This is a genomic window from Streptosporangium sp. NPDC000396 (assembly GCF_042898655.1).
In the GTDB taxonomy this organism is placed as follows: Bacteria; Actinomycetota; Actinomycetes; order Streptosporangiales; family Streptosporangiaceae; genus Streptosporangium.
The window spans coordinates 32,049-51,485 of record NZ_JBIAZA010000002.1 but is presented as its reverse complement, the minus strand read 5'-3'; the positions used below and the strand labels follow the sequence as shown (position 1 = coordinate 51,485).

Annotated in this window: 19 protein-coding genes; 6 read left to right on the top strand and 13 right to left on the bottom strand. The window is 67.6% G+C overall.

Annotated features, from left to right (window positions below):
• Nucleotides 1–28: 28 nt before the first annotated feature.
• Nucleotides 29–436 carry a winged helix-turn-helix transcriptional regulator gene (locus ACFY2X_RS02610; RefSeq protein WP_389931358.1) on the bottom strand — a complete coding sequence of 136 codons (408 nt, stop codon included), beginning with the start codon at nt 434–436 and terminating at the stop codon, nt 29–31.
• Between the two features lie 160 nt (nt 437–596).
• On the opposite strand from ACFY2X_RS02610, the gene ACFY2X_RS02605 reads away from it, so the two are divergent.
• Nucleotides 597–1,082 (top strand): luciferase family protein, encoded by a 486-nt coding sequence (locus tag ACFY2X_RS02605; RefSeq protein WP_389931355.1) that lies wholly within the window; start codon nt 597–599, stop codon nt 1,080–1,082.
• A gap of 6 nt (nt 1,083–1,088) precedes the next feature.
• Here ACFY2X_RS02605 and ACFY2X_RS02600 read toward each other — a convergent pair whose 3' ends face one another.
• Genes ACFY2X_RS02600 through ACFY2X_RS02590 form a run of 3 tightly spaced genes read right to left on the bottom strand, consistent with a single transcriptional unit; the run spans nt 1,089 to nt 3,804 of the window.
• Nucleotides 1,089–1,733: a LuxR C-terminal-related transcriptional regulator gene (locus ACFY2X_RS02600; RefSeq protein WP_389931353.1), complete on the bottom strand. Its 645-nt coding sequence runs from the start codon at nt 1,731–1,733 to the stop codon at nt 1,089–1,091.
• Nucleotides 1,697–2,956: a sensor histidine kinase gene (locus ACFY2X_RS02595; protein WP_389931351.1), complete on the bottom strand. Its 1,260-nt coding sequence runs from the start codon at nt 2,954–2,956 to the stop codon at nt 1,697–1,699. The genes ACFY2X_RS02600 and ACFY2X_RS02595 overlap by 37 nt, the downstream gene beginning before the upstream one ends.
• 14 nt (nt 2,957–2,970) lie before the next feature.
• Nucleotides 2,971–3,804 carry a CPBP family intramembrane glutamic endopeptidase gene (locus tag ACFY2X_RS02590; RefSeq protein WP_389931348.1) on the bottom strand — a complete coding sequence of 278 codons (834 nt, stop codon included), beginning with the start codon at nt 3,802–3,804 and terminating at the stop codon, nt 2,971–2,973.
• Between the two features lie 637 nt (nt 3,805–4,441).
• Between ACFY2X_RS02590 and ACFY2X_RS02585 the strand changes: the two genes are divergently transcribed.
• Together ACFY2X_RS02585 and ACFY2X_RS02580 are read left to right on the top strand one after the other, a co-directional pair.
• The gene (locus tag ACFY2X_RS02585; RefSeq protein ID WP_389931345.1) at nt 4,442–5,872 is read left to right on the top strand and encodes a hypothetical protein; all 1,431 of its coding nucleotides are present in this window, start codon (nt 4,442–4,444) and stop codon (nt 5,870–5,872) included.
• A 120-nt stretch (nt 5,873–5,992) separates the two neighbouring features.
• On the top strand, nt 5,993–6,538 hold the full coding sequence (locus ACFY2X_RS02580) for a plasmid pRiA4b ORF-3 family protein (protein WP_389931343.1): 546 nt from the start codon (nt 5,993–5,995) through the stop codon (nt 6,536–6,538).
• Here ACFY2X_RS02580 and ACFY2X_RS02575 read toward each other — a convergent pair.
• The 3 genes from ACFY2X_RS02575 to ACFY2X_RS02565 all read right to left on the bottom strand — a co-directional run bounded on the left by ACFY2X_RS02575 (nt 6,529) and on the right by ACFY2X_RS02565 (nt 8,568).
• Nucleotides 6,529–6,996, bottom strand: coding sequence for a peroxiredoxin family protein (locus tag ACFY2X_RS02575; protein ID WP_389931339.1), 468 nt, complete (start codon nt 6,994–6,996; stop codon nt 6,529–6,531). The two genes, ACFY2X_RS02580 and ACFY2X_RS02575, sit on opposite strands and share 10 nt — an antisense overlap.
• Before the next feature lie 49 nt (nt 6,997–7,045).
• Nucleotides 7,046–7,618, bottom strand: coding sequence for an RNA polymerase sigma factor (locus tag ACFY2X_RS02570; RefSeq protein ID WP_389931338.1), 573 nt, complete (start codon nt 7,616–7,618; stop codon nt 7,046–7,048).
• A 284-nt stretch (nt 7,619–7,902) separates the two neighbouring features.
• Complete coding sequence (locus ACFY2X_RS02565) at nt 7,903–8,568, bottom strand: DUF4097 family beta strand repeat-containing protein (RefSeq protein ID WP_389931336.1); 666 nt, start codon at nt 8,566–8,568, stop codon at nt 7,903–7,905.
• An 822-nt stretch (nt 8,569–9,390) separates the two neighbouring features.
• Between ACFY2X_RS02565 and ACFY2X_RS02560 the strand changes: the two genes are divergently transcribed.
• On the top strand, nt 9,391–10,329 hold the full coding sequence (locus ACFY2X_RS02560) for a hypothetical protein (protein WP_389931333.1): 939 nt from the start codon (nt 9,391–9,393) through the stop codon (nt 10,327–10,329).
• Nucleotides 10,330–10,661: 332 nt separating this feature from the next.
• Here ACFY2X_RS02560 and ACFY2X_RS02555 read toward each other — a convergent pair whose 3' ends face one another.
• The gene (locus ACFY2X_RS02555; RefSeq protein WP_389931331.1) at nt 10,662–11,051 is read right to left on the bottom strand and encodes a PPOX class F420-dependent oxidoreductase; all 390 of its coding nucleotides are present in this window, start codon (nt 11,049–11,051) and stop codon (nt 10,662–10,664) included.
• A 451-nt stretch (nt 11,052–11,502) separates the two neighbouring features.
• Between ACFY2X_RS02555 and ACFY2X_RS02550 the strand changes: the two genes are divergently transcribed.
• Nucleotides 11,503–12,426, top strand: a complete 924-nt coding sequence (locus ACFY2X_RS02550; RefSeq protein ID WP_389931329.1) for a hypothetical protein — start codon at nt 11,503–11,505, stop codon at nt 12,424–12,426.
• Between the two features lie 436 nt (nt 12,427–12,862).
• Here the strand turns inward: ACFY2X_RS02550 and ACFY2X_RS02545 are convergent, their stop codons facing one another.
• The 5 genes from ACFY2X_RS02545 to ACFY2X_RS02525 form a co-directional block, all read right to left on the bottom strand.
• The gene (locus ACFY2X_RS02545; protein WP_389931326.1) at nt 12,863–14,140 is read right to left on the bottom strand and encodes a glycosyltransferase family 4 protein; all 1,278 of its coding nucleotides are present in this window, start codon (nt 14,138–14,140) and stop codon (nt 12,863–12,865) included.
• 224 nt (nt 14,141–14,364) lie between these two features.
• A complete protein-coding gene (locus ACFY2X_RS02540; protein ID WP_389931324.1) occupies nt 14,365–15,303 on the bottom strand; it encodes a CDP-alcohol phosphatidyltransferase family protein in 939 nt (312 codons plus the stop codon).
• Between the two features lie 159 nt (nt 15,304–15,462).
• Nucleotides 15,463–15,657 carry a hypothetical protein gene (locus ACFY2X_RS02535; RefSeq protein ID WP_389931322.1) on the bottom strand — a complete coding sequence of 65 codons (195 nt, stop codon included), beginning with the start codon at nt 15,655–15,657 and terminating at the stop codon, nt 15,463–15,465.
• Nucleotides 15,658–15,981: 324 nt separating this feature from the next.
• Nucleotides 15,982–17,475, bottom strand: coding sequence for a CU044_5270 family protein (locus tag ACFY2X_RS02530; RefSeq protein WP_389931320.1), 1,494 nt, complete (start codon nt 17,473–17,475; stop codon nt 15,982–15,984).
• Nucleotides 17,468–18,064, bottom strand: coding sequence for an RNA polymerase sigma factor (locus tag ACFY2X_RS02525; RefSeq protein WP_389931317.1), 597 nt, complete (start codon nt 18,062–18,064; stop codon nt 17,468–17,470). The genes ACFY2X_RS02530 and ACFY2X_RS02525 overlap by 8 nt, the downstream gene beginning before the upstream one ends.
• Nucleotides 18,065–18,383: 319 nt before the next feature.
• Between ACFY2X_RS02525 and ACFY2X_RS02520 the strand changes: the two genes are divergently transcribed.
• Complete coding sequence (locus ACFY2X_RS02520) at nt 18,384–19,430, top strand: magnesium transporter CorA family protein (RefSeq protein WP_389932313.1); 1,047 nt, start codon at nt 18,384–18,386, stop codon at nt 19,428–19,430.
• The last annotated feature ends 7 nt before the right edge of the window (nt 19,431–19,437 follow it).

Below are 19,437 nucleotides of genomic sequence, written 5' to 3'. Positions count from 1 at the left end.
CCGCGAGAGCGGGGCGGTCGGGAATGATTCACGCCTGCTCGGGCTCCTTGAGCCCGAACTGCTCCAAGCAGGGCTCCAGCCCGCTGTCGGCGTCGTATCGGTGCCTGGCGTCCTCCACCGCCGAGAGGTGGGTGTCCGACCAGCTCACCAGGGTCGCGAAGACCGTGCTGAGCGTGAGTCCCAGCTCGCTGATCTCGTACTCGACCCGAGGCGGGATCTCCGCGTGGTAGGTGCGGGTGAGCAACCCGTCACGCTCCAGCTGCCGCAGGCGCTGCGTGAGAACTTTGGAGGTGATCGGGGACAGCCGTCCTTGAAGCTCGTTGAAACGCTGGCGGCCGTGATGTCTCAGCACCCACAGGATCGGCGTGGTCCAGCGGCTGAAGACCAGATCCACCACCGGGCTGATCGGGCACGCCTCAACCGTCCGCTCGGACATCGCTCCCCTTTCCACCGTTCTTGATGCGTAAAAGAGAGTAACTATCCTCTAGGAACCTACTATACGAAGGAAGCTAGCTTTCTTTTACCGGGCCGATCGGGCGGCCACACCGGTCGCCGGCGATGTCGAACGTAGGGCCCGGCAGTGGAGGAGCACGGCCATGACCATGCCAGTACTTCCGATGCGTGAGGGAGACCGCCCCGAGACCGGTCCATCGGTCCCGCACGTTCAACTCACCCAGAACAGCCCGGATGAGATCAGAGAGGAGCTGAAGCATTGGATGGCGGCCGAGCTGCCCGGTACCGTCATCCGCCCCAGCGAGATTTCCGAGCCCGGATCGCTGGCCTTCTTCCTCGACGGCACCCTTCCGCCGAAGGGCGCGGTACTGCTGCCGCCCCGGCTGAACGCGGAGTTCGCCCACGTGCACGCCGACGGCAGCCTGCACCTGTCACTGTCGATCGAGGACCAGCGAGAACTGCTGGCCAAAGGGTGGGGAGAGCGGCACCCGCTGTACTCCGCCCAGATCAACGTGGTGATGCTCTACGGCCCGCGCACCGCCGGGGAACTCGACGTGGCACGGACCGTGATCGAGGCCTCGTACCGGTACGCGACCGGACGCGATCGAGTGGTCGCCCAGCCCCGGTGAGGCGCTCTAACGTTTGAGATAGGCCAGTACGGCGAGGACGCGGCGGTTGTCGTCCGCGGACGGGGCGATACGGAGCTTGGTGAAGATGCTCGCGGTGTGTTTGGCCACGGCGCTCTCGCTGATGTACAGGCCGCTCGCGATGGCGGCGTTCGATCTGCCTTCGGCCATCAGCTCAAGGACATCGCGTTCGCGCGGGGTCAGGCTGCCGATCATGCCTCGGGCGTCGCTGCGTGACAGCAGCTTTGCGATGACCTGCGGGTCCATCACCGTACCGCCGGCGGCGACCCGGCGGACCGCGTCGATGAACTGGTCGGTGTTGGTGACCCGGTCCTTGAGCAGGTAGCCGATGGCGCCGTCGCCGCCGGCCAGCAGCTCGTTGGCGTAGAGCTGCTCGACGTACTGGGACAGCACGAGGATGGGCAGGCCGGGCCGCTTGCGGCGGGCCTCCAGCGAGGCTTGCAGGCCCTCGTCGGTGAAGGTCGGCGGCAGCCGTACGTCGACCACCGCGACGTCCGGTTTCTCGTCGAGCAGCGCGCGTAACAGGGACGGGCCGTTGTCCACCGCGGCGACGACGTCGCAGCCGTGCTCCTGGAGCGTGCGGATCAGCCCTTCTCTCAGAAGGAAGAGGTCTTCGGCGAGGACAACGCGCACGGGATCTCCATCGTCACGGTGGTCGGGCCGCCCTGCGGGCTGTGCAGGGCGAGGGTGCCGTCGAAGGTACCCAACCGGCGCTGGACGCCGCGCAGTCCGGTTCCTCGGGAGATGTCCGCGCCGCCACGGCCGTTGTCGGTGGCGGTGATCCGCAGCAGCGTGCCCTCATGTTCCAGGACGACCCGGACATCGCTGGCGCCGGAGTGCTTCGCCGCGTTGGCCAGTGTCTCGCTGACCGCGAAGTAAGCGGCGGATTCGACCGGTGACGGAAGACGTCCGGGCAGCCGGGCCTCGACGTGAACGTCGAGGAAACTGTCGAGTGCCAGCGATCGGACGGCGTCGCCGAGGCCGCGGTCGGCGAGTATCGGAGGATGGATACCGCGGACCAGGTCACGCAGATCCTCAAGCGCTCGCGCGGATGTCTCGCGCACGTCCAGCAGCAGTTTGTGAGCGGAGGCCGGGTCGGTCTCCAGCAGGCGGAGGGCACTGTCCAAGGTCATGCCCAGGGCGACGAGCCGAGCCTGCGCGCCGTCGTGCAGGTCCCGCTCGATACGCCTCAGCTCGGCGGCCTGGGTGTCCAGCGCCTCGGCACGAGTGTCGGTGAGCCGTTCGATCCGCCGGACGAGCGTACGGCGCGGCGCGGACAGCAACAGCCGGCCCCATCGGGAATGCAGCCGGAGTGTCGCGGGCGCGATGAGCGCGCCGGTGACCATGAACACGAGGCCGAGCACCAGTGCGGCGAGCATCATTCCGGTGCTGTGCACCGAAATGAACGCGTACCAGTTGCCGTCGTCGATGAGCCGCCATATGAACGGCTGCACCAGCGCGCCGAACGCCCCGTACCCGACGAGGCAGAGGGGAACGGCGACCAGGAGCCCGCCGACCACCGGCTCCAGCCAGGCCCACGCCAGGTCGCGCCAGAACCCCTCGTCGGCGAGGATCGCGCTTGCCCTCCTGCGCCGGCTCAGGGTGCGGTCGACGACCAGGGGCTCCGGCCGGCTGATGTGCACTTCCGCCCACTGGGCGGACCACGAGCGAGACCGGTCCGACAACGCGCGCAGAGCCGTCGCGGCGGGCGGGAGAAGCCAGAAACCGATACCGATCGGCAGCAGCAGCAAGGCGAGCACCACCAGCGACCCGGCGGCGGACACCGCTATGGCGAACAGGCTCGCCAGCTGGCACCGTCCGACGGCGATCCAGGTGCGGGGAACAACCGATGCCATCGCCGCCTGTCATCTCATCGAACGTGGTCCGGGATCCTGTGGATCCTAGTCGGCGCCTTCCAGGCCCACAGCAGCGCCACCGCCAGGCACGCCGTCCCGAACAACGCCATCGGGAGAACCGCGCCGGACTCCTCGTCCATGAACAGCAGCAGGCCGAGATTGATCAGGGTGTGAAAGCCGCCGGAGAGCAGCAGCCGGGACGAACGAATCCGATCCAGGGCCAGTCCCATCACGACCGACATGGATACGGTTGCCAGCAGGAACGCACCCGCGTATGCCGGAGCCTGCGCGAAGACCGGAACATGCCAGACGCCCCACAGCACCCCTACTGCGATCGACGACGCGAGCGGACCGAAACGGGTGCGCAGCAGCGGTTGCAGGAAGCAGCGCCAGCCGATCTCCTCGCCGCACGCACCGATCAGCTGCGCCACCACGATCATCGCGAACGGGTTGTGCAGCGCACTCGGGTGGGTGAACCGGACGTCTCCGGTGAGGACGCCGTACGCGGTGACGCAGAGCGCGATGATCAGTGGTGCCGTGGCGGGCAGCAGCAGGCCGCGGCCACCGTGGCGGCCCCTGCCCCGGAAGGCTTCGGCGAGCGCCGGCCGTACCCGCGCGGGCCAGAGCAACGCGACCACACCTACCCCGAGGGCCGGTCCGAACTGAGTCAGCTGGATGACCTCAGCGGGGATCCCGGTCACCGGCTGCATCGCGCCCAGCGCTCCGGCCGCCACGAACGCGACCGCGAGGAACACGCCCGCCTTCGTCAGCACCTGACCGAGCGGGACGCCCGGCGCCCGGCCTCCGCCATCCGGTATCGCGATGATCTCGTCGCCGGCCTTCCACATGTCACCTGGCTCCCGTCGGGTCGGATGGGTTCGCCACCGACGATGCCGGACGGCGGGGCCGCGGTCATTGCACCTGGCAACCGAGCAGGGGTGTATCTAGTGCCCCCCTGTCCAGGCGTCCTCCTCCCGAACGTGTCCCCGGCCGCCGACTAGCGACGCGGTCCTAGTCTCGGAAGTGCCGAGCTGGGGTTTCGCCTCTCAGCCGTGCGTGTTCTCGGAAGTCGTGGTCGTCTCCGCTTCCGAAAACATGATCCTCTCGGAAGTCCCGTGACCTGCGCAGATCGGCTCACCTTGGGGCTGAGGACATGTTCGGGAAGAGGACGCCCTGCCGCCGGGGCTCGTCGTAGGGAGCGAGGGTTTTGATGGGAAGGGCGGGCGTTCATGGACGGTCAGTGACGCATGGCCTCGATGCGTGTCAAGACGCTGATGATATTGCCGGACCGCCCTGTTATGGCCGCCTTGAGTGATCTTGTCACGCTCCAACGCCGGGCGATTGGATCCAGAGATGAACTTCCGCGGCGCGTCACAGCCGGTTTTCGGATGCGCCACCCCTATCGCCGCCTGTCCTGCCCGGCCCGGTCCTCGTGCCGCGGGCGGGCCATCGGCCCGCGCCGTCCTCCAAAAAGGAGTCGTGACCATGACCATGCTGACCTACACCGTCCTCACCGACCCGGCGCCCCTGGAGGCGTCAGCGGCCGGGCGGCCGTCCACGGGAACGGTGTACCTGCTCGTCACCAACACCGGGCAGCAGGCGGCGTACTGGTCCACGACCACGGTGACGGTGCCCATCGGCAACGGCACCGGCGACCTCACCCTCACCTCGAACTTCAACAAGATCAAGACCAAGGGCGAGTACGTCCCGCGGCCGGGCACCCCGCCGGGCACCCGGCCATCGGTGAACGTCCAGCGGCAGGGCTCCAACGCCGTCCAGGCCACCGCCCCTGGCGGCCCAATACATTTCCGCCCCGGCGACTACATGGTGCTGACGCTGGAGAACGTCACCGTCGCCGCCAAACCCGGGCTGGCCGTGCTGACGGTGACCGAGAACGCCGGCAGAACCAAGCCCGAGCCCGGGAGCCTGCCCCCCAGCTCCATGGCGGCGGTGGCGCTGGTGAAGACCACGCCCAAGGAGCTCCCGACGCCGCGCGACTTCCGCCCGGACAAGGCCATGGTGGACGCCGGTGACAAGCTCACGCTGCACTGGGAGGAGATCGCCGGCTTCGGCTACGAGATCACCTACCCGGGCGCGCCGCAGCCCGTCCCCGTCTCCGGGGGCAGCTGGTCACCGCCCGCCCCGAAGCGGGCTACCACCTACATCCTCACCGCCACCGGCCCCAACAAGCAGCAGCACTTCCTCACCACGACCGTTCAGGTGCGCAATCCCGAACTCGAAACCCTCACCGCCACCACCGAGATCAAGACACCCCGGGTCCAGGGGACCGCGACCAACTGGGGCCTCACCATCACCGGCACAGGGGCGGAGATCTCCAACGGCTCCGGCGGGAAGGGGCCGTTGACGGCCGGCAGGGCCGTGTTCAACGGCGTGCTCACCGAGTATGTGGAGGGGCCCAATAGCGGCGAGGGAGTCATCACCTTCCCCCAGGGCGGGGTGAAGATCTGGCGCACAGGCGGCTCCGATGACCTGGGCACCCTGTACGCCGGCAAGGCCGACCTCACCGGCGTCAACACCGAATGGGTGCAGGGAAGAAGCACCGACGACGGATGGATCAGCTTCCCCAAGGAAGGGGTGAACGTCCGCCAGGGAAGCGGAGCATGGGGAACCGTGTTCGCCGGCAAGGCCGACCTCACCGGCGTCAACACCGAATGGGTGCAGGGAAGAAACAACGACGACGGATGGATCAGCTTCCCCAGGTATGGGGTGCAGGTATACCAGGGCGGGACGAACACCCATGGTGCTGTGTACGCCGACTCCATACGCGCGAAGGACGCCCCCTACGGGCAGGGTGGCGGGTGGATCAACCTCCACGACGAAGGGATAACCGTTTACCTGTCAAAGGACGGGAGTAATGGTCTTGGGAACGTGACGGCCCGCGCCTACAAGCAATGAACGAGTTGTAACGGGCGATCCGACCCCAACCCCACGATCACATCCGGGCTGCACCGGAACCGATCGGCCAGGAACGCCCCGGCGTCGCGCGACGCCGGGGCGATGTGCACGGTGCGCAGGGTGTCGATCAGGCCGGGGAAGCGGCCGTCGCGCCGGGCGCGGGCCAGGCGGGACGACAGGCGGCGGTACGCCGGCCCGGCGATCGGCTCAGTGGTCCCGAAACCGTCCCGTATCGGTGATCGGTGCCGCTACCGTGACGCCGTCGTCGTCAGGAGAGGCCGGGTCGCCGTGGGCGCCGTCCACCAGTTGAAGGTCACCCTGCGGGAGGCTCGCCCGCCGGTGTGGCGGCGGGTTCACGTGCCGTCGGAGGCGAGTCTGGCCGAGCTGCACGAGGTGATCCAGGTCGCGATGGGCTGGGAGCAGCACTACCTGCACCTGTTCGGCACAGGGGACCGCGAGTACGGCGACAACGCCCGGGGCGGGACGGCGGTGACGCCGGCCGGCCTGATCCCGCAGGCCGGGGAGTGGCTCGGCTACCGCTATGACCTCGGTGTCGTGATCCCGGCAGTCACCGAGGTGGAGGACGGTGCCGAAGGCCGGCCGGATAGACCGTCGGCCAGGACCACGCCCTGCCCCCGATGCGAGCCGTGTCTAGATCATGCGTGAGCGCGGAGACCCTGGACAGCGGCAATGATCCCTTTCTTGTCGTAGCCGCTGGTGGGCATGGTGGCGCCGTGAGCATGGCGGATGATGCCCTGGGAATCGATGAGGATGTCGCCCGACTGCTGCATCGAGCCGAAGACCTTTTTGCTCAGGCCGATCATCTCGTGCGGGGTGCAGTGGCGCCCTATGAGGACGGGGAACGGGATCTGGCGCTTGGTCTTCCACGCGGCCGCTTCTTGACGGTCCTCAGGAACCGCGACGAACACCTGGACGTTGTCAGCCGCGAGCTCGTCGCGGCACCGGATGAGGTCTTGGACGTGCCTGTTGCAGACCGGGCACGACGTCGACCGCATGAAATAGATCAGAACGGCATGACTGCCCCGGTGGTCGGACAGGCGGACGGTCTGGCCGTCGGTGTTTTCCAGCACTATGTCGGGTGCGGGCGATCCGGTTTCGAGCATGGCGGAACTTCCTCTTCGAACTCGGGTTGTGGAATGCGGTCGGCTCAGGTCAGGCGGTGGTTCCGGGGTCATGCGGGCCCTCGGTGGGGCCGGTCATGCCGCCCAGGCTGAGCCGGAGCCTGTTGCGGGCCCGGTGCAGCTGGGACTTCATCGCGGCGTTGCTCAAGCCGAGTGCCTCCGCGACCCTCCGACCCGGGTAGCCCAGCACATCCCGCATGATCAATACTCTGCGCTGAACATCTGGCAACTCCCTGATCGCCTGCGCGACGAACTCGGCTTCCAGGCGCCGGATGACCTCGTCCTCGGCTGACGTCACCAGACCGGCGCCGGCCTCCTCATTGCGGTCGAACAGCAGTCGCGTGCGGCGCAGGCACTCGTTCCGGACGATGCGGAACATCCACGATGCCAGCGCCCCGGTGGCGCGTAGCGTGCCGATCTTCCGGTAGAGGGTGATCAACGCTTCCTGTGCAGCGTCTTCGGCATCCTGCGGGGACGCACAAAGATGCTCGGCGAAGCGCCGCACGTGAGAATGAGCACCATAGATCACCGCAGTGATCGACTCGCGATCACCAGCCTGCGCGGCCTCAATGAGTTGCGCGCTCGCCCAAGAGCGGTCAGCCACGTCCACACCCCTGCTGCCGGAACAAGGTCGTGAAAAGTGCCCGCTGCACAGCCGGCATCACAACGCCACCCATACCCATCTCCCTCCCAGTGCGGCCATCACCCCATAAGAGGCCACCACACCGCAAAAGGATTCACTGTCATCAGAGCCAACTTCGCCCGCCCCCTGGACGGCCTGGTCGCTCGGGACGGACGGCCGGGTCCTCGGCGGAGATCGGCAGGATCTCGATCGCGGTGGGCCCGGCCGGATGGTCCTGGTCGTGTTCCTTTAGAGGTTTGGTCCGTTCAGAGGCTGCGGGCGGTGATGTCGCCGTTGGAGGTGGTGGCGCGGATGTCGAGTTCGGCGGTGCCGTCGTTCTTGAGGGCGTTGCTGACGCGGCCGTAGCTGGTGCCGGCGTCCAGGGCGGCCGAGACGCCGGCGGCGGCGGCGATCGAGATGTTGCCGGACTGGGTGCGGAGCACGACCGTGCCGCGCGCGGCCTCGGTGATCCGGATGTCGCCCCGTGCGGTGCTGATCTCCGCGGGGCCGTTGAGTCGGCCGACCTCGACGTCGCCGTCGGTCGCGGTGAGACGGACGCTCGCGGCCTCGTCGATCTTGATCTGGCGGTAGGCGCCTTCGAAGGCGACGTCACCCAGGCGTCCGACGGCCCGGAGTTCGGTGCTGGCGGTCTTGGCCTCGATGTGGGAGCCGGCGGGCAGCTGGATGGTGATCTCCAGGGATCCGGAGGGGCCGAGGAACTGGTTGCCGGGGGTCGGGGTGATGATGCGCAGGATGCCGTCGGTGTAGGCGACGGTGGTCTGCTCGGCGGCCTTGGTGTCGCGGCTCTTGGCGGGGTTGGCGGGCCGGATCTCGACGGTGGTGTCGGTGCGGTCGGCGGCGATGACCTGGACGCGTCCGGCGGGGATGTCCAGGACGGCGGTGATCGGGGCGGGGGTGGGGAAGGTCTGCATGGTGTTCTCCGGTGCTCGCTCGTTGTTTCTGATATCGGAAACGCTACGTTGCTTTCCAAATTACCGCAACACGCCCGTTGCTTAGAATCAGTGTTTATACAGGTAGATGCCAGGAAATTGTTGCAACGGTCTTGATGGTAACGCAACGACAGTCGCTCTGGTCATTGCAATGGATGAGAAGTGAACGCTATGGCGAGAGGATCAGGGACCACCATGAAGGACCACCGAGGAGACCACGATGCCGGGGCAGGCTCACCCGGTCCGAATGCCGGCAGATCGCGCTGGGACTGGCCTGGTCGTGGACGGCCGGGTCGCCGGCGGCGGACCTCCTCGCCTAACGTGCCTTAACGGCCATCAAGCAGCTGACCGGCTAGATCGCTTGACAAGCCTAGATAACCAGGGTTGAGGAACAACGGAACAGCCAACGGCGCGACCTCCCGGGGAGCGACGGCCGAGAACCAGTCGTGCCCAAGAGCCGGTCGTGCCTGAGAGCCGGTCGTGCCTGAGAGCCGGTCGTGCCTGAGAGCCGGTCGCGCCTGGGGCCGTCGATGAAGAGTCGGTTCTCGGGTCCTGAAGTGAGAGCCGTCCAAAGTCGCAGTCACCGTAGACCATCGACTGACGACAGGGGCTTACCGCTTCTTCCAAACTCACCACCGGCAGCGTTCTGCGGCTGGAACGACGTCGTGGAACTCCATCGTGACGGCAGCCAGCAGGTGAAGCAGAGGACCAGAAAGCGTGGGAATGGGTGTGCAACCCGATCTACCAACCGCCATCGGCCGCACTCAGCTCAGCACGGGTGACCGCCGACGTCGAGTGGCGCCGGTGCTGACGCTGTTTCTCATGGCTCCCCTGCTGGGGGAGGTGGTGGGCGCGGCCTTGCGCATGAGCAACTTCGTGGAACCCCTGCGCGTGACCTCGATCCTGTGCTTCTACGGCGCCGGTGTCGTCCTGATACGCGAGATCGCGCAACGCCTGCGGCTCAACGGGTGGGGGACAGTCCTGCTCGGTGTCGCCTACGCGCTGATCGAGGAGGGCCTCGCCCTGCAGACGATCTTCAATCCGGATTGGGCGGGCGGCGATACGATATACGGCCGCGCCGCCGGGGTGAACTGGTTCTGGGCCGTGCTCGTGTGCGGGTACCACGTCGTCTGGAGCGTGCTCATTCCCATAGGTGTGGTGCACATTCTGTTCCCCCGGGAGAGCCGGTCCCCGTGGTTGTCGCGACGGATGCTGCCGGTCTTCGGCGGGGTGTTCGCCCTCGGGGCGGCGCTCTTCGCGCTGATCTCCCTCTTGCGGTCGGATTTCCGCCTCTCCGTGGTCGAGATCGGCGCTGTGCTCGCGATCGTGGGATTGCTGACCTGGGCCGCGTCGCGCTGCCGGGTCCGAGGCACAGCGCGTGTATCGGAGCGGCCGCCCGGGACGATGCGCGCCGGGTGGACCGGGTTGGGCTTCGGACTGGTCTGGTTCGCCTTCCACCTGATGGCGTTCATCGGCAGCGGCATACCGTTCGTGTGGTGGGTGCTGGCAGCCGTGCTGGTCGCCGTCGCCGCCGCGGCGATCGTGGCACGCTGGATGCGGCGCGGCTGGACAGCGCGGCACCAGCTGGCGGCATCCTTCGGCGCGGTGCTCGCCGCTGGACTGTTCGGACTGCTGCTGGTCTCCCAGGGCGACCACCTGGTGGACGTGGTCTTCGAGGTGATTGTGATCGGCGGGATCGTCGCCGGCTACATCTGGACCCGTCGGCGAGCCATCCCGACCTGACGCGATCACAACATCGGCTGCACTGAGCGGCGGGCTGCTTTGGGTCGTGGCCGGCCCCAGCGTTGCCGACGTTCGCCAGCGGGTGCCGTAGGCGCGGTGGTAGGTGGCCGGCAACCGGTCCGGGTGCGCGTCGGGCCCAGCAGGTGCCGTGACTCACCTCACTCTCGACAGCGATCACATCCCTGTCGAGGGTGAGGCTCACCCAGCCCACACCCATGCACATTCCCCGGCGTGTCACCAGACCCGGCGAACGTTCGAGGTCAGCGCACGATCGCACCCGGAACGTTCGTGGCCCCCTACGAGACGACCCTCTTGTAAGGGATCACCCGCTTTCACACCTTGCGGCTCGCCCTGGGCCCGCCCAACCCCCAAGAAATGATCTGGCCGGGCGTGATCGTGATGATCTGCCGAGACAAGCCCGGCACCGGCGGCTCGTGATCCGTCAAAGCCACCGCCGAACCCCGGATCTCGATCCCGCGCGGCACCCACGGGTCCACCGAGGCGAGGTCGTCCACGACGAGCGACACGGTGCTGCCCTCTTGGACGTTCCTGAACTTCTTGGAGGCTCCCAGCGCGCCCCCGCCGATCGTGATCGTGCCGGCGGCGGCGTCCACAAAGAAATTCACGGGGTTGTTCTGCACCTGACCAGCCGGAGAAACGGTGGCCAGGCGACCGAGGCGCTGGCTGGTCAGATAGTCAAGTTCAGCCTGGGTGAAGAGCATGCGAGCCAGCATGCAACCGTGACACCAGCGCGGTCAAACGCACCGGGGCGGCTCACCGACCCGGTGCCTTGCATCCGGAACCGCTCGCTATCCGGCCCGGTGAACGTTCGTGGTCACCCCACTAGATATCTCCGAACCCCCGGCCCCCGCGCCGCTTCGGTGCGAGGGCCGAGTTCGTGAGCACCTCCGGCCAGGAGTTCCCGGGCAACAGGCCGGTAAGCCGGCCAAATGGCGCAAGCCAGGTTGCGTATCCCCGCCAAGGTCAACAGCGGGGCCATCGAGGTTCGGTGCGATGAAGGTCGCGACGGTGATCTGGGCAGAGCTGCTCGTTCGGAGCTCATGACACGTTTCTTGCTGGTACCCGTACATGTGGGTGGCAAGACGTCTATCTTCTTCTAGAAGAATGATCTTCATGGCGTGACTTCACCTCCCTGAAAAGGACAAAGACTCTATGAGGCGATGGGGTGCCCTGGCGGCCGCCGTACTGACCGTGTCCGTGCCGGCGGCCGCCGTTCCCGCTGCGGCGCAGGCCGGCCCGCCCGACCCGGTGCGGGTGCTCACGTCGCAGCTCCGGCCCGAACGCGGCGTTCAGATCTCCGAGGTCGCGCGTACGGTCTTCGACAAGACCCCGACCATGTTCCGGGCCAACGGCAGGCTGCAGCTCGGCCCCTCCGGTCCCGTGGCCTTCGACGCCACCTGGCAGCAGGTTCCCGACCCGAAAACCAGGAGGGAAGTGGAAAGCGGCGTCGACAGGTCGCTCGCCTCCCGCATGTACGACCCGTACGACATAACCGTCGTTCAGGGAAGTATCTACGTCTCCGGCAGCATCTATGACGGTGCGCTTCCCGAGGGGAAGACCTGGGTGCGCGCGGAACTACCGCGAGAATTCAAGGTCAACCCCGTGACCATCAGCCACTTGGCCAGCCGGCAGGCGATCAACGTGTTCGAGCCGACCGTCCTGAAGACCCTGCTGAAGGGTTCGACGGGCAAGCCGGTCTCCGGCGGGTTCCTCTACCAGGGCACCGTGAACTACGCAGAGCTGTACAAGGTGTACAAGAGCATCTACGCCGACGCGTTGCGCGGCCGGCGCGCCGACGGAAAGGAACTGGGCAAGAGAAAGATCGCATGGCGGCTCTGGACCGACGGCGAGGGCCGGCTCCAGCGTCTGGTGAGCACCGAGACCACGGGAAGGCGTGAGCTCTCGATGACCTCCAGCATCGACACCCGCTACACCGGCTGGGGGTCGCAGGTCGTCGTCGTCGCCCCGCCCGCCGACCAGGTCATCGACGAGAAGGACCTGCCCCGTGGCGTCTCCATGACGCCCGAGCCCAAGGAACTCGTCAACACGCTGTCCGCCCCCTCGCGTGACAACTGATCCGTCCCCGTTCATCGTCCGACGAGGGTGAGGCGCCACTGACGAGGCGTCCGTCTTTCCTGCGGACCGGAAGGCCGGGGATTCGGCTCCTCCCGGGCGCATGATCGTAGAGAGGTCCCTGAGCAGGCATCACGCCCTCAGGGGCCTTTCTTTTTACGGCGCTCGGCGCGGGCGGGGATGCTGATGGAGGACCGCTTCCGCGGGTGAGGCGCCCGGTTCGCCTGCGACGAGTTTCGTGGTGGTGAGGAGTCCTGTCACGGCTCTGATGCCGATTCGTTCGGCGAACACCCGAGCGGTTCCCCGGCCGCGAAATCCGGCGTCTCGGCGACAGCGGAGGCCAAGTTGCCTGGCGATGCCGCTATGACGAGTTCGGGCTTTTGTTGCATATCGATGAACCGCTGACAACACACTTGACTCACAGCTCATTAACCGTCCATTACGGCATATGACCAGGCGCCGCGTCCAGGGGGCGGGGCTCGCGTCCCATCAAATCGGACAGGAGCTTGTCCCACCTGGCCCCAATGGCATTGATGTGATATCGGGCGGCGGTCTCCAGGGCGCAGGCTCCGAATGTGCGGCGCAGTTCCTCGTCCTCGATGAGAGTGCAGATCGCGTCGGCCATCTCCCGGATCTTTTCGGGTGCGACCAGTAACCCGTCGAAGCCGTGGGTGATCAGCTCCGCCGGGCCGGTTCGGCAGTCGTAACTGATCACCGGCAGTCCCTTGCTCATCGCCTCCAGGATGACCATCGGCATGCCCTCGCGGCGGGAGCTGAGCACGAACATCGAGGCGGCGCCGAGTTCCCTGCCGACGTCCTTGACGGAGCCTCCGAGGAGCACGTGCCCGGTCAGCCCGTGCTCGTCGATCGCCGCCCGGAGCTTCTCCCGGCGGGAGCCGCCGCCGAAGATGCGCAGGGTCCAGTCCGGGTGCCTGGCGTGAACGTGGACCCAGGCGCGGATCAGCAGGTCATGGCCCTTGACGTGGGTGAGACGGCCCACGGTGACCGCGGTCTTGGCCGTGAGAGGGGAGATGTCGCCGTCCAGCCGGGTGACGGCGTTCGGGATCTGAGTCAGCACCCGTGGAGCGCTCTTGCCCGCCTGCTGGTACGCGCGCTCGTAGGCGAGGAGGTCGGTCCGGGTGAGCGTGACGAGGGCGTCGAGCCTGCCGTACCGGCGAAGGATCTGCCTGCGGACCGCCGGCCGGTGGCCGGAGAGGTTCCCGTGTTCCTGGGCGACCGTGATGATCTCGGGTGGGGCGAAGCGGGCGGCGATCAGGTTCAGGCCTGGCCGGGTGCCGATGAGGACGCCCCGGCGGAGGGAGCGGATATAGCGGACGAGCTTGAGGTCGGTCCGGAGGGTGAACCGGTGGTAGGCGGTCTCGTCCTTGGGCACCAGCCTGCTGGGCGATCGTGACAGCAGGCCCTTGCGCTTGGGCAGCCGGTCGTCGAGGTAACGGACACGGACGCCGGCGGGTACGGGGAAGAAGGGCTGCTCGCGCTCCCTGAACACGCTCACGATCTCGACGTCGTGCGTCCGAGAGAGGTGTTCGGCGAGGTTGAAGACGGTCCTGATCGTGCCGCCCATGCCGTTGGCGTGGAGCAGCAGGATGCGCACCTCGTGGTCGTCGGGGGGAGGCGCCGATCGGGCGCGCTGCCGGTCGCGTGCCTCCAGCGCCCGGAGAAGCATCTTCGCGACGAGACGGCGGAAGAAAGACAAACCACGTTCCATTCGTGTCGGTGTCGGTGTCGGTGTCCTTGCCCGGACGTGGAGGGCGGCAGCCGTGACGGTGCGATCGGGTCACGGCCGGCGAGCCGCGATGCCCGCCGGATGAGCCGCCATGTCGTCGTGCGCCTGGCCGGGGTTTCTTCCGGCCGGGAGGCCCCGGCGGGTCCTGGCCGAACCGGAGTTCCGTACTCCGCTCGGCCAGATGGGGAAGGAGCTCAGCTCCCGGCGGCGGACCGCGTCCACTGGATGGTCCGCTGGGTGCCGGTGAGAGCGCGGGTGAAGTCGCGGGACGACAGCCAGAGCTTGTACATGATCGCGGCCTCGAAGACGAGCAGAAGTACCGCCGCGCCTATGGTGACCGGGATGATCTGGCCGGTCAGCGGGCCGACGATGAACACCGCCATCTGGAACTCGATGCCGCTGACCAGGTGCGTGCGGACACGGTGGTCGCGCAGCCAGTCGCGGATGCGGATGTACCAGGCGAAGCGCGCACGGAACTCCTGCTGCAGATCCACGTCCCGCGAATCCACAGCTTGTGGATCCACAGCCTCGGCCGTGCGGATCCTGATCTCGTCGGAGTCGAGATCGGGGTCCTCGGGCAGCAGATCCTCGGAGAAGCCCGGCGAATCCGCGGCGGCCGACTCCTCGACCGCCTTCTTCAGGCTGCGGCGCATCTGGCGCCGGACCTTCGCCACCTGAAGGGCGTCGACATAGCGGAGCATGTCGAGGAAGACGACCACGACGCCAAGGACCAGGTAGAGCTCCTGCCCGGTCGCCCGGTACTGCCCCCAGGTCAGGGCAAGGGTGCAGGTGAGTACGCGAATCCGGTCGAAGACGTAGTCGAGCCAGCCGCCCAGGACGGTTCCCGTGCCCTTGAGACGGGCGATCTTGCCGTCCATGCAGTCCAGCACGAAACTCAGGTGGTAGAGAACGGCTCCGGCGACCAGCCATGTCCAGTCGGCCATCAGGAAGCAGCCGGCCGAGCCGAGGCCGAGCAGGAAGGCGCCCCAGGTGATCTGGTTCGGGGTGACGGAAGTGTGGTTCGCGGTCCCGACCACCAGCCGGCCCGCCAGCGGATCGACGAGAAACACCGTCCACCAGGCGTCCCGGGCCTTGTAGGTGCGGGACCGCACCTCTTCCAGTGTGAATTTCATGCGGCAAGCCCTCTTGGGGAGATTTCCCGCCCGGAACCGTTCCGGCCCCGGTGGTCCCCGGCGTGCGACGGGGGACATGCGGCGGAGTCTCTCTTGCCGAAGCGGTGAGACGCTCGTCGAATTAAACAGTTTCCCTCTTTGTGGGGTTGACTGAAATTGTCAAAACTCATCATCTATATCCTCTTTCTCGTCAATTTCCTCATCCCCGTCGAGCGCATGTGCGTCATCTCCGAGATGTAATTCGTCGTAGGCTCCGAAAAGTTCTGCTAATTGTTTGAAAATGGCCTTCGGCATCTGTCCCGCTCTCCGGAGTGCGTGTTCGTCGGACTTTTCGTCGTTCACCTGGTCCCTCACGTGGTCTCTCCGTACGGCGTTCCTCTGGCCCGCCCCGCGTCCCGATGAGCGGATGATCCGATCACCGGATGCCGCGTGAGCGATGCCGCCACGACAGCGAGATGACACGGGTGGTCGGAGCGCCCACGGGCGAACCCGCTGCCAGGGGCCTTCGCCCTCCTCGTGAGCTCTCCTCGTGACGGCCGGGTTCAGCCGGGTTTCCTCGCGACGGACCGGGCGGATACGACCTGTCAGGCAGCCGTGGCCGTCCGGCGCGGGCCGCCGATCGAGGAGAGGCCGCCTCGGCGCGCTCGCGCGGTTTCCCGCCTGAGCGGTTCCGGCCGGTCAGTCATGCTGGACGGGCACGCTGGACTCCTCCGCACTGGACTCCTCCGAGCGGGACTCCTCCGAGCGGGACCCCTCCGAGCGGGACTCCTCCGAGCGGGACCCCTCCGCGCCGGACTCTTCCGCGCCGGGCTTCGCCGAGCCGGACTCCTCCAGGTCGGGCTTCTTGTCCGTCCAGCCGATCTCCTCGTACGCGGTGAACGAGCCGACCTCCACGGCTCGGCCGTCCGCGAGCTTGCCGACGCTCTTCGTCTCGTTGGCGAGGGGCAGCCCGCTCTCCGGGTCGATCACGAAGCGCACGTCGCCGGTCCTTCCCTGACGCCCTCCACGGCCGCCCATCTCGTAGCTGAGCGCCTGGCCGGTACGGCCGAGTGGGTCGGTGACCTCGCCCTCGGCCCTCATGCCGGGCAGCGAGGCCAGGATCTGGTAGGCGGAGGCCCGCACCTCGGGCGAGACCGGCATGCCGGAGAGGATCTCCATGCAGCTTCCCTGGAGCCGTGACTCCATCTCCCGCTCCAGGTTCACCTCGGGATACCGCTCCATCACCTTGGTGATGCGCGACTCCAGGTAGGCCCGGAGTTCCTCCGGGTCTCCCGGCATCGCGCGCAGTTCGGCCCAGCTGACCGGTTCCTTCGAGAGGTTCCCGCCCGATCCCGTCCACCTGCCGCGCAGCCGGGACACCACCGGCTTCCGGGGGGAGCTCTCTACTTCCTCCATCACATATCGCCAGCTGCCGGGTGAGCCCGCAGCACGCCAGGCCGCCTCGTCCTGGGGGGTCGCGGGCTTCGCACCGAGATATTGCTGGACCCACCAGCTCTGGTCGCCGGGTCGCTGCGCCAGCCACGTCTCGCGGGAGGAGCCGCGCTGGATGACGTAGCGGCGGCCGGGCTCGACGGTCCGTTGCCCGGTGACCGTCCGGGTGTGCCAGTAGGCGCCTTCGGCGGGGGTCTTGGCCACGGCGGTCGCGGCGGCGAGCAGGATCTGCCGGGCGGTCGACCGCGTGCTCGGCACCGAGGAAGCGGACGCGCCCGGATCGGGGGAGATGATGATCAAACCGTCCGACGGGACCATCGTGGTGACGATCAGGATCGCGGCGGCCGCCGTTCCGGCCAGCCCGCCGCCCACGATCGCCCAACGCCCAGGTCCCCGTCCCCGGCCCTCCCGGCGGCTCCACCCGCCGGGCCGCCGGTCGCCGCGTCCCGGCACGGTCCGCTGACCGGGGCCGGTTCCACCGTGACGCGTGTCCTCCGCGGGTCTTCCGGTCCCCGGGTCTCGTCCGATGGGGCGAGTGTCCTCCGCGCGCCTTCCTGCCCCCGGGTCTTGCCCGGTGGCCGGATCCGGATCCTCAGGTTCGGACAGCGCAGCCAGGAGCCGGGCCCGGCCCGCCGCGACCACGTCGGGCGAGGGACCCGGTGCGGAGAAAAGGTCGCGCACCGCGATCAGGTCGCTCTGGTCCGCCGGATGGATGGCATCCGCGCCGTTCAGCTCATCCATCGGATCCTCCGATCATGGGGTTGATGCCGCCCAGGGCGGCGCGGAGCTTCCTTCGCACCCGGTTGAGCCGGGAGCCGACGGTGCCGAAGGGAATGTCGAGGGTCTGGGCGACCTCCTCGTAACTGAGGTCGGCGAGCGCGACGAGGAGCAGCACGTCACGGTCGCCGTCCGGGAGGTGTTCGAGCGCCGCCGCGAGCCGCCCCTGTGCGCTCGCGGCGGCGACCCGCGCCGTCACGCTTTCCTCGTGCCCGCCGTCCGTCACGTCGTCCGTGGGCGACCGCTGGAACGCCTCCAGCCTGCGCGTCTCGCTCCTTCGATGCTGTGCGAGAAGGTTGGTGGCGATCCCGTAGAGCCAGGGCCGCACGGCGCCGCGGGTGGGGTCGAAGCTCCGTCGTTTGCGGAACGCCACAAGGAAGGTCTCGGCCGCGAGATCGTCGGCGATCTGCGTGCCGAGCCGTCCGGTGACGTAGCGGTGGATCTCGCCGAAGTAGCGGTCGTAGAGCACCGCGAACACGTCCGGGCGGTGCCACGACTGCTCGATGAGCGTGGCGTCATCGAGCCTCGCCGACACGTCCGGGGGAGCGGCCATTCGCATGGTGTCCCTTCTGTGGGTTACACCTCTATTCCGTCGGAAGGCCGATTTGCCTTCACGTTTTTTTCGGGAGATGTGGTGAAAGCTCCCGCGGAGCCCGCGAGGCGCGTCGGCTCCCGCCGTACGGCCCGCTTCGACCGGGGTACGGCCGGTCGCGAAACGGGACCGGAGCGTCCGGCCTGACCTGCTGGTTTGAAATCCTGGTCATGGGTGGGAGCGCGGCCCCCGGCACGATCGAACCGAAGGGATCGCGCTCACAGCCCACGGCGCCGGACTGGCCCGCCTGCGGCAGGGTCGCTTGAGGGGCGTGAGACGAATGGACGTTCTCCTGATCAAGGATGAGAAGGTCGAGGAGCACCCCGCTGGAGAACTGGCGGCACTGCTCGGCCGCGAGGACGGCCTGATCTGGGTGGACATTCCCAGCTGTGACGTAGAGGCGCTGCATGCGTTGTCGGAGGTGTTCGGCTTCCATCCGATGGCGATCAGGGATTGCAAGGAGCGCAACCGCGTGCCCAAGGTGCACGCCTACCCAGACCACGTGTTCGTCGTCCTGCACACTCCCGAGCGAGGCAAGCGCGGCCACGTGCACTACATCGAGCTGGACCAGTTCATCGGCCGGAACTATCTGGTGACCGTCCACGGGCCGATCAACCCGGCGGTCGACCCGGAGGTCGCGCTGCGGGAGACCCGCGCGGTGCTCGCGCGGATCCAGACGGGGCGCCTGCGCCCCACCACGCCGTTCGAACTGTCGTACGCGATCGTCTCCACCCTGATCCGTCAACAGGAGGCCTACGTGGAGACGGTGACCAGCGACGTGTGGCGGCTGGAACAGCGGGTCACGGGCGGAGACGTGGGCGACCCCGAGGAGTTCCTCAACGAGCTGTTCCGTGCCCGCCACGGGCTGCTCGCCGTACGCACCATGGGCGCGCTGGGCGGTGCGATCTACGGGAGGATGGCCAACCTCGCTCGCGTCTCGCCCGAAGGACGACGGCTGGTGGTCGACATCGCGGACCAGTTCGACCGGATCCGCAGCCTCGCCGACGGTGAGAGGGAGTATCTCCAAGGGGTGATGGAGTTCTACCAGACCTTCCTCACCATCAAGGCCGCGCTGGTCGGCCAGGCGCAGAACGCCGAGGTCAAGCGCCTGACCGAGGCCAGCTACACCCAGAACGAGGAGATCAAGAAGATCTCCGCGTGGGCGGCGATCTTCTTCGCTCCCACGTTCGTCGGCACCGTGTACGGCATGAACTTCGACCACATGCCGGAGCTGCACTGGGTCGTCGGCTACCCGTTGGCCCTGGCCCTGATGGTGCTGTCGTCCACCGTGCTCTACCGGGTGTTCAAGCGGCGGGGATGGCTGTGACCCGCGA

Bases quoted from the DNA above. Each gene is read 5' to 3' on its own strand.
- ACFY2X_RS02610 (WP_389931358.1), bottom strand. From the start codon at position 436: ATGTCCGAGCGGACGGTTGAGGCGTGCCCGATCAGCCCGGTGGTGGAT.
- ACFY2X_RS02605 (WP_389931355.1), top strand. From the start codon at position 597: ATGACCATGCCAGTACTTCCGATGCGTGAGGGAGACCGCCCCGAGACC.
- ACFY2X_RS02595 (WP_389931351.1), bottom strand. From the start codon at position 2,956: ATGGCATCGGTTGTTCCCCGCACCTGGATCGCCGTCGGACGGTGCCAG.
- ACFY2X_RS02590 (WP_389931348.1), bottom strand. From the start codon at position 3,804: ATGTGGAAGGCCGGCGACGAGATCATCGCGATACCGGATGGCGGAGGC.
- ACFY2X_RS02585 (WP_389931345.1), top strand. From the start codon at position 4,442: ATGACCATGCTGACCTACACCGTCCTCACCGACCCGGCGCCCCTGGAG.
- ACFY2X_RS02575 (WP_389931339.1), bottom strand. From the start codon at position 6,996: ATGCTCGAAACCGGATCGCCCGCACCCGACATAGTGCTGGAAAACACC.
- ACFY2X_RS02565 (WP_389931336.1), bottom strand. From the start codon at position 8,568: ATGCAGACCTTCCCCACCCCCGCCCCGATCACCGCCGTCCTGGACATC.
- ACFY2X_RS02555 (WP_389931331.1), bottom strand. From the start codon at position 11,051: ATGCTCTTCACCCAGGCTGAACTTGACTATCTGACCAGCCAGCGCCTC.
- ACFY2X_RS02550 (WP_389931329.1), top strand. From the start codon at position 11,503: ATGAGGCGATGGGGTGCCCTGGCGGCCGCCGTACTGACCGTGTCCGTG.
- ACFY2X_RS02540 (WP_389931324.1), bottom strand. From the start codon at position 15,303: ATGAAATTCACACTGGAAGAGGTGCGGTCCCGCACCTACAAGGCCCGG.
- ACFY2X_RS02530 (WP_389931320.1), bottom strand. From the start codon at position 17,475: ATGGATGAGCTGAACGGCGCGGATGCCATCCATCCGGCGGACCAGAGC.
- ACFY2X_RS02525 (WP_389931317.1), bottom strand. From the start codon at position 18,064: ATGGCCGCTCCCCCGGACGTGTCGGCGAGGCTCGATGACGCCACGCTC.
- ACFY2X_RS02520 (WP_389932313.1), top strand. From the start codon at position 18,384: ATGGACGTTCTCCTGATCAAGGATGAGAAGGTCGAGGAGCACCCCGCT.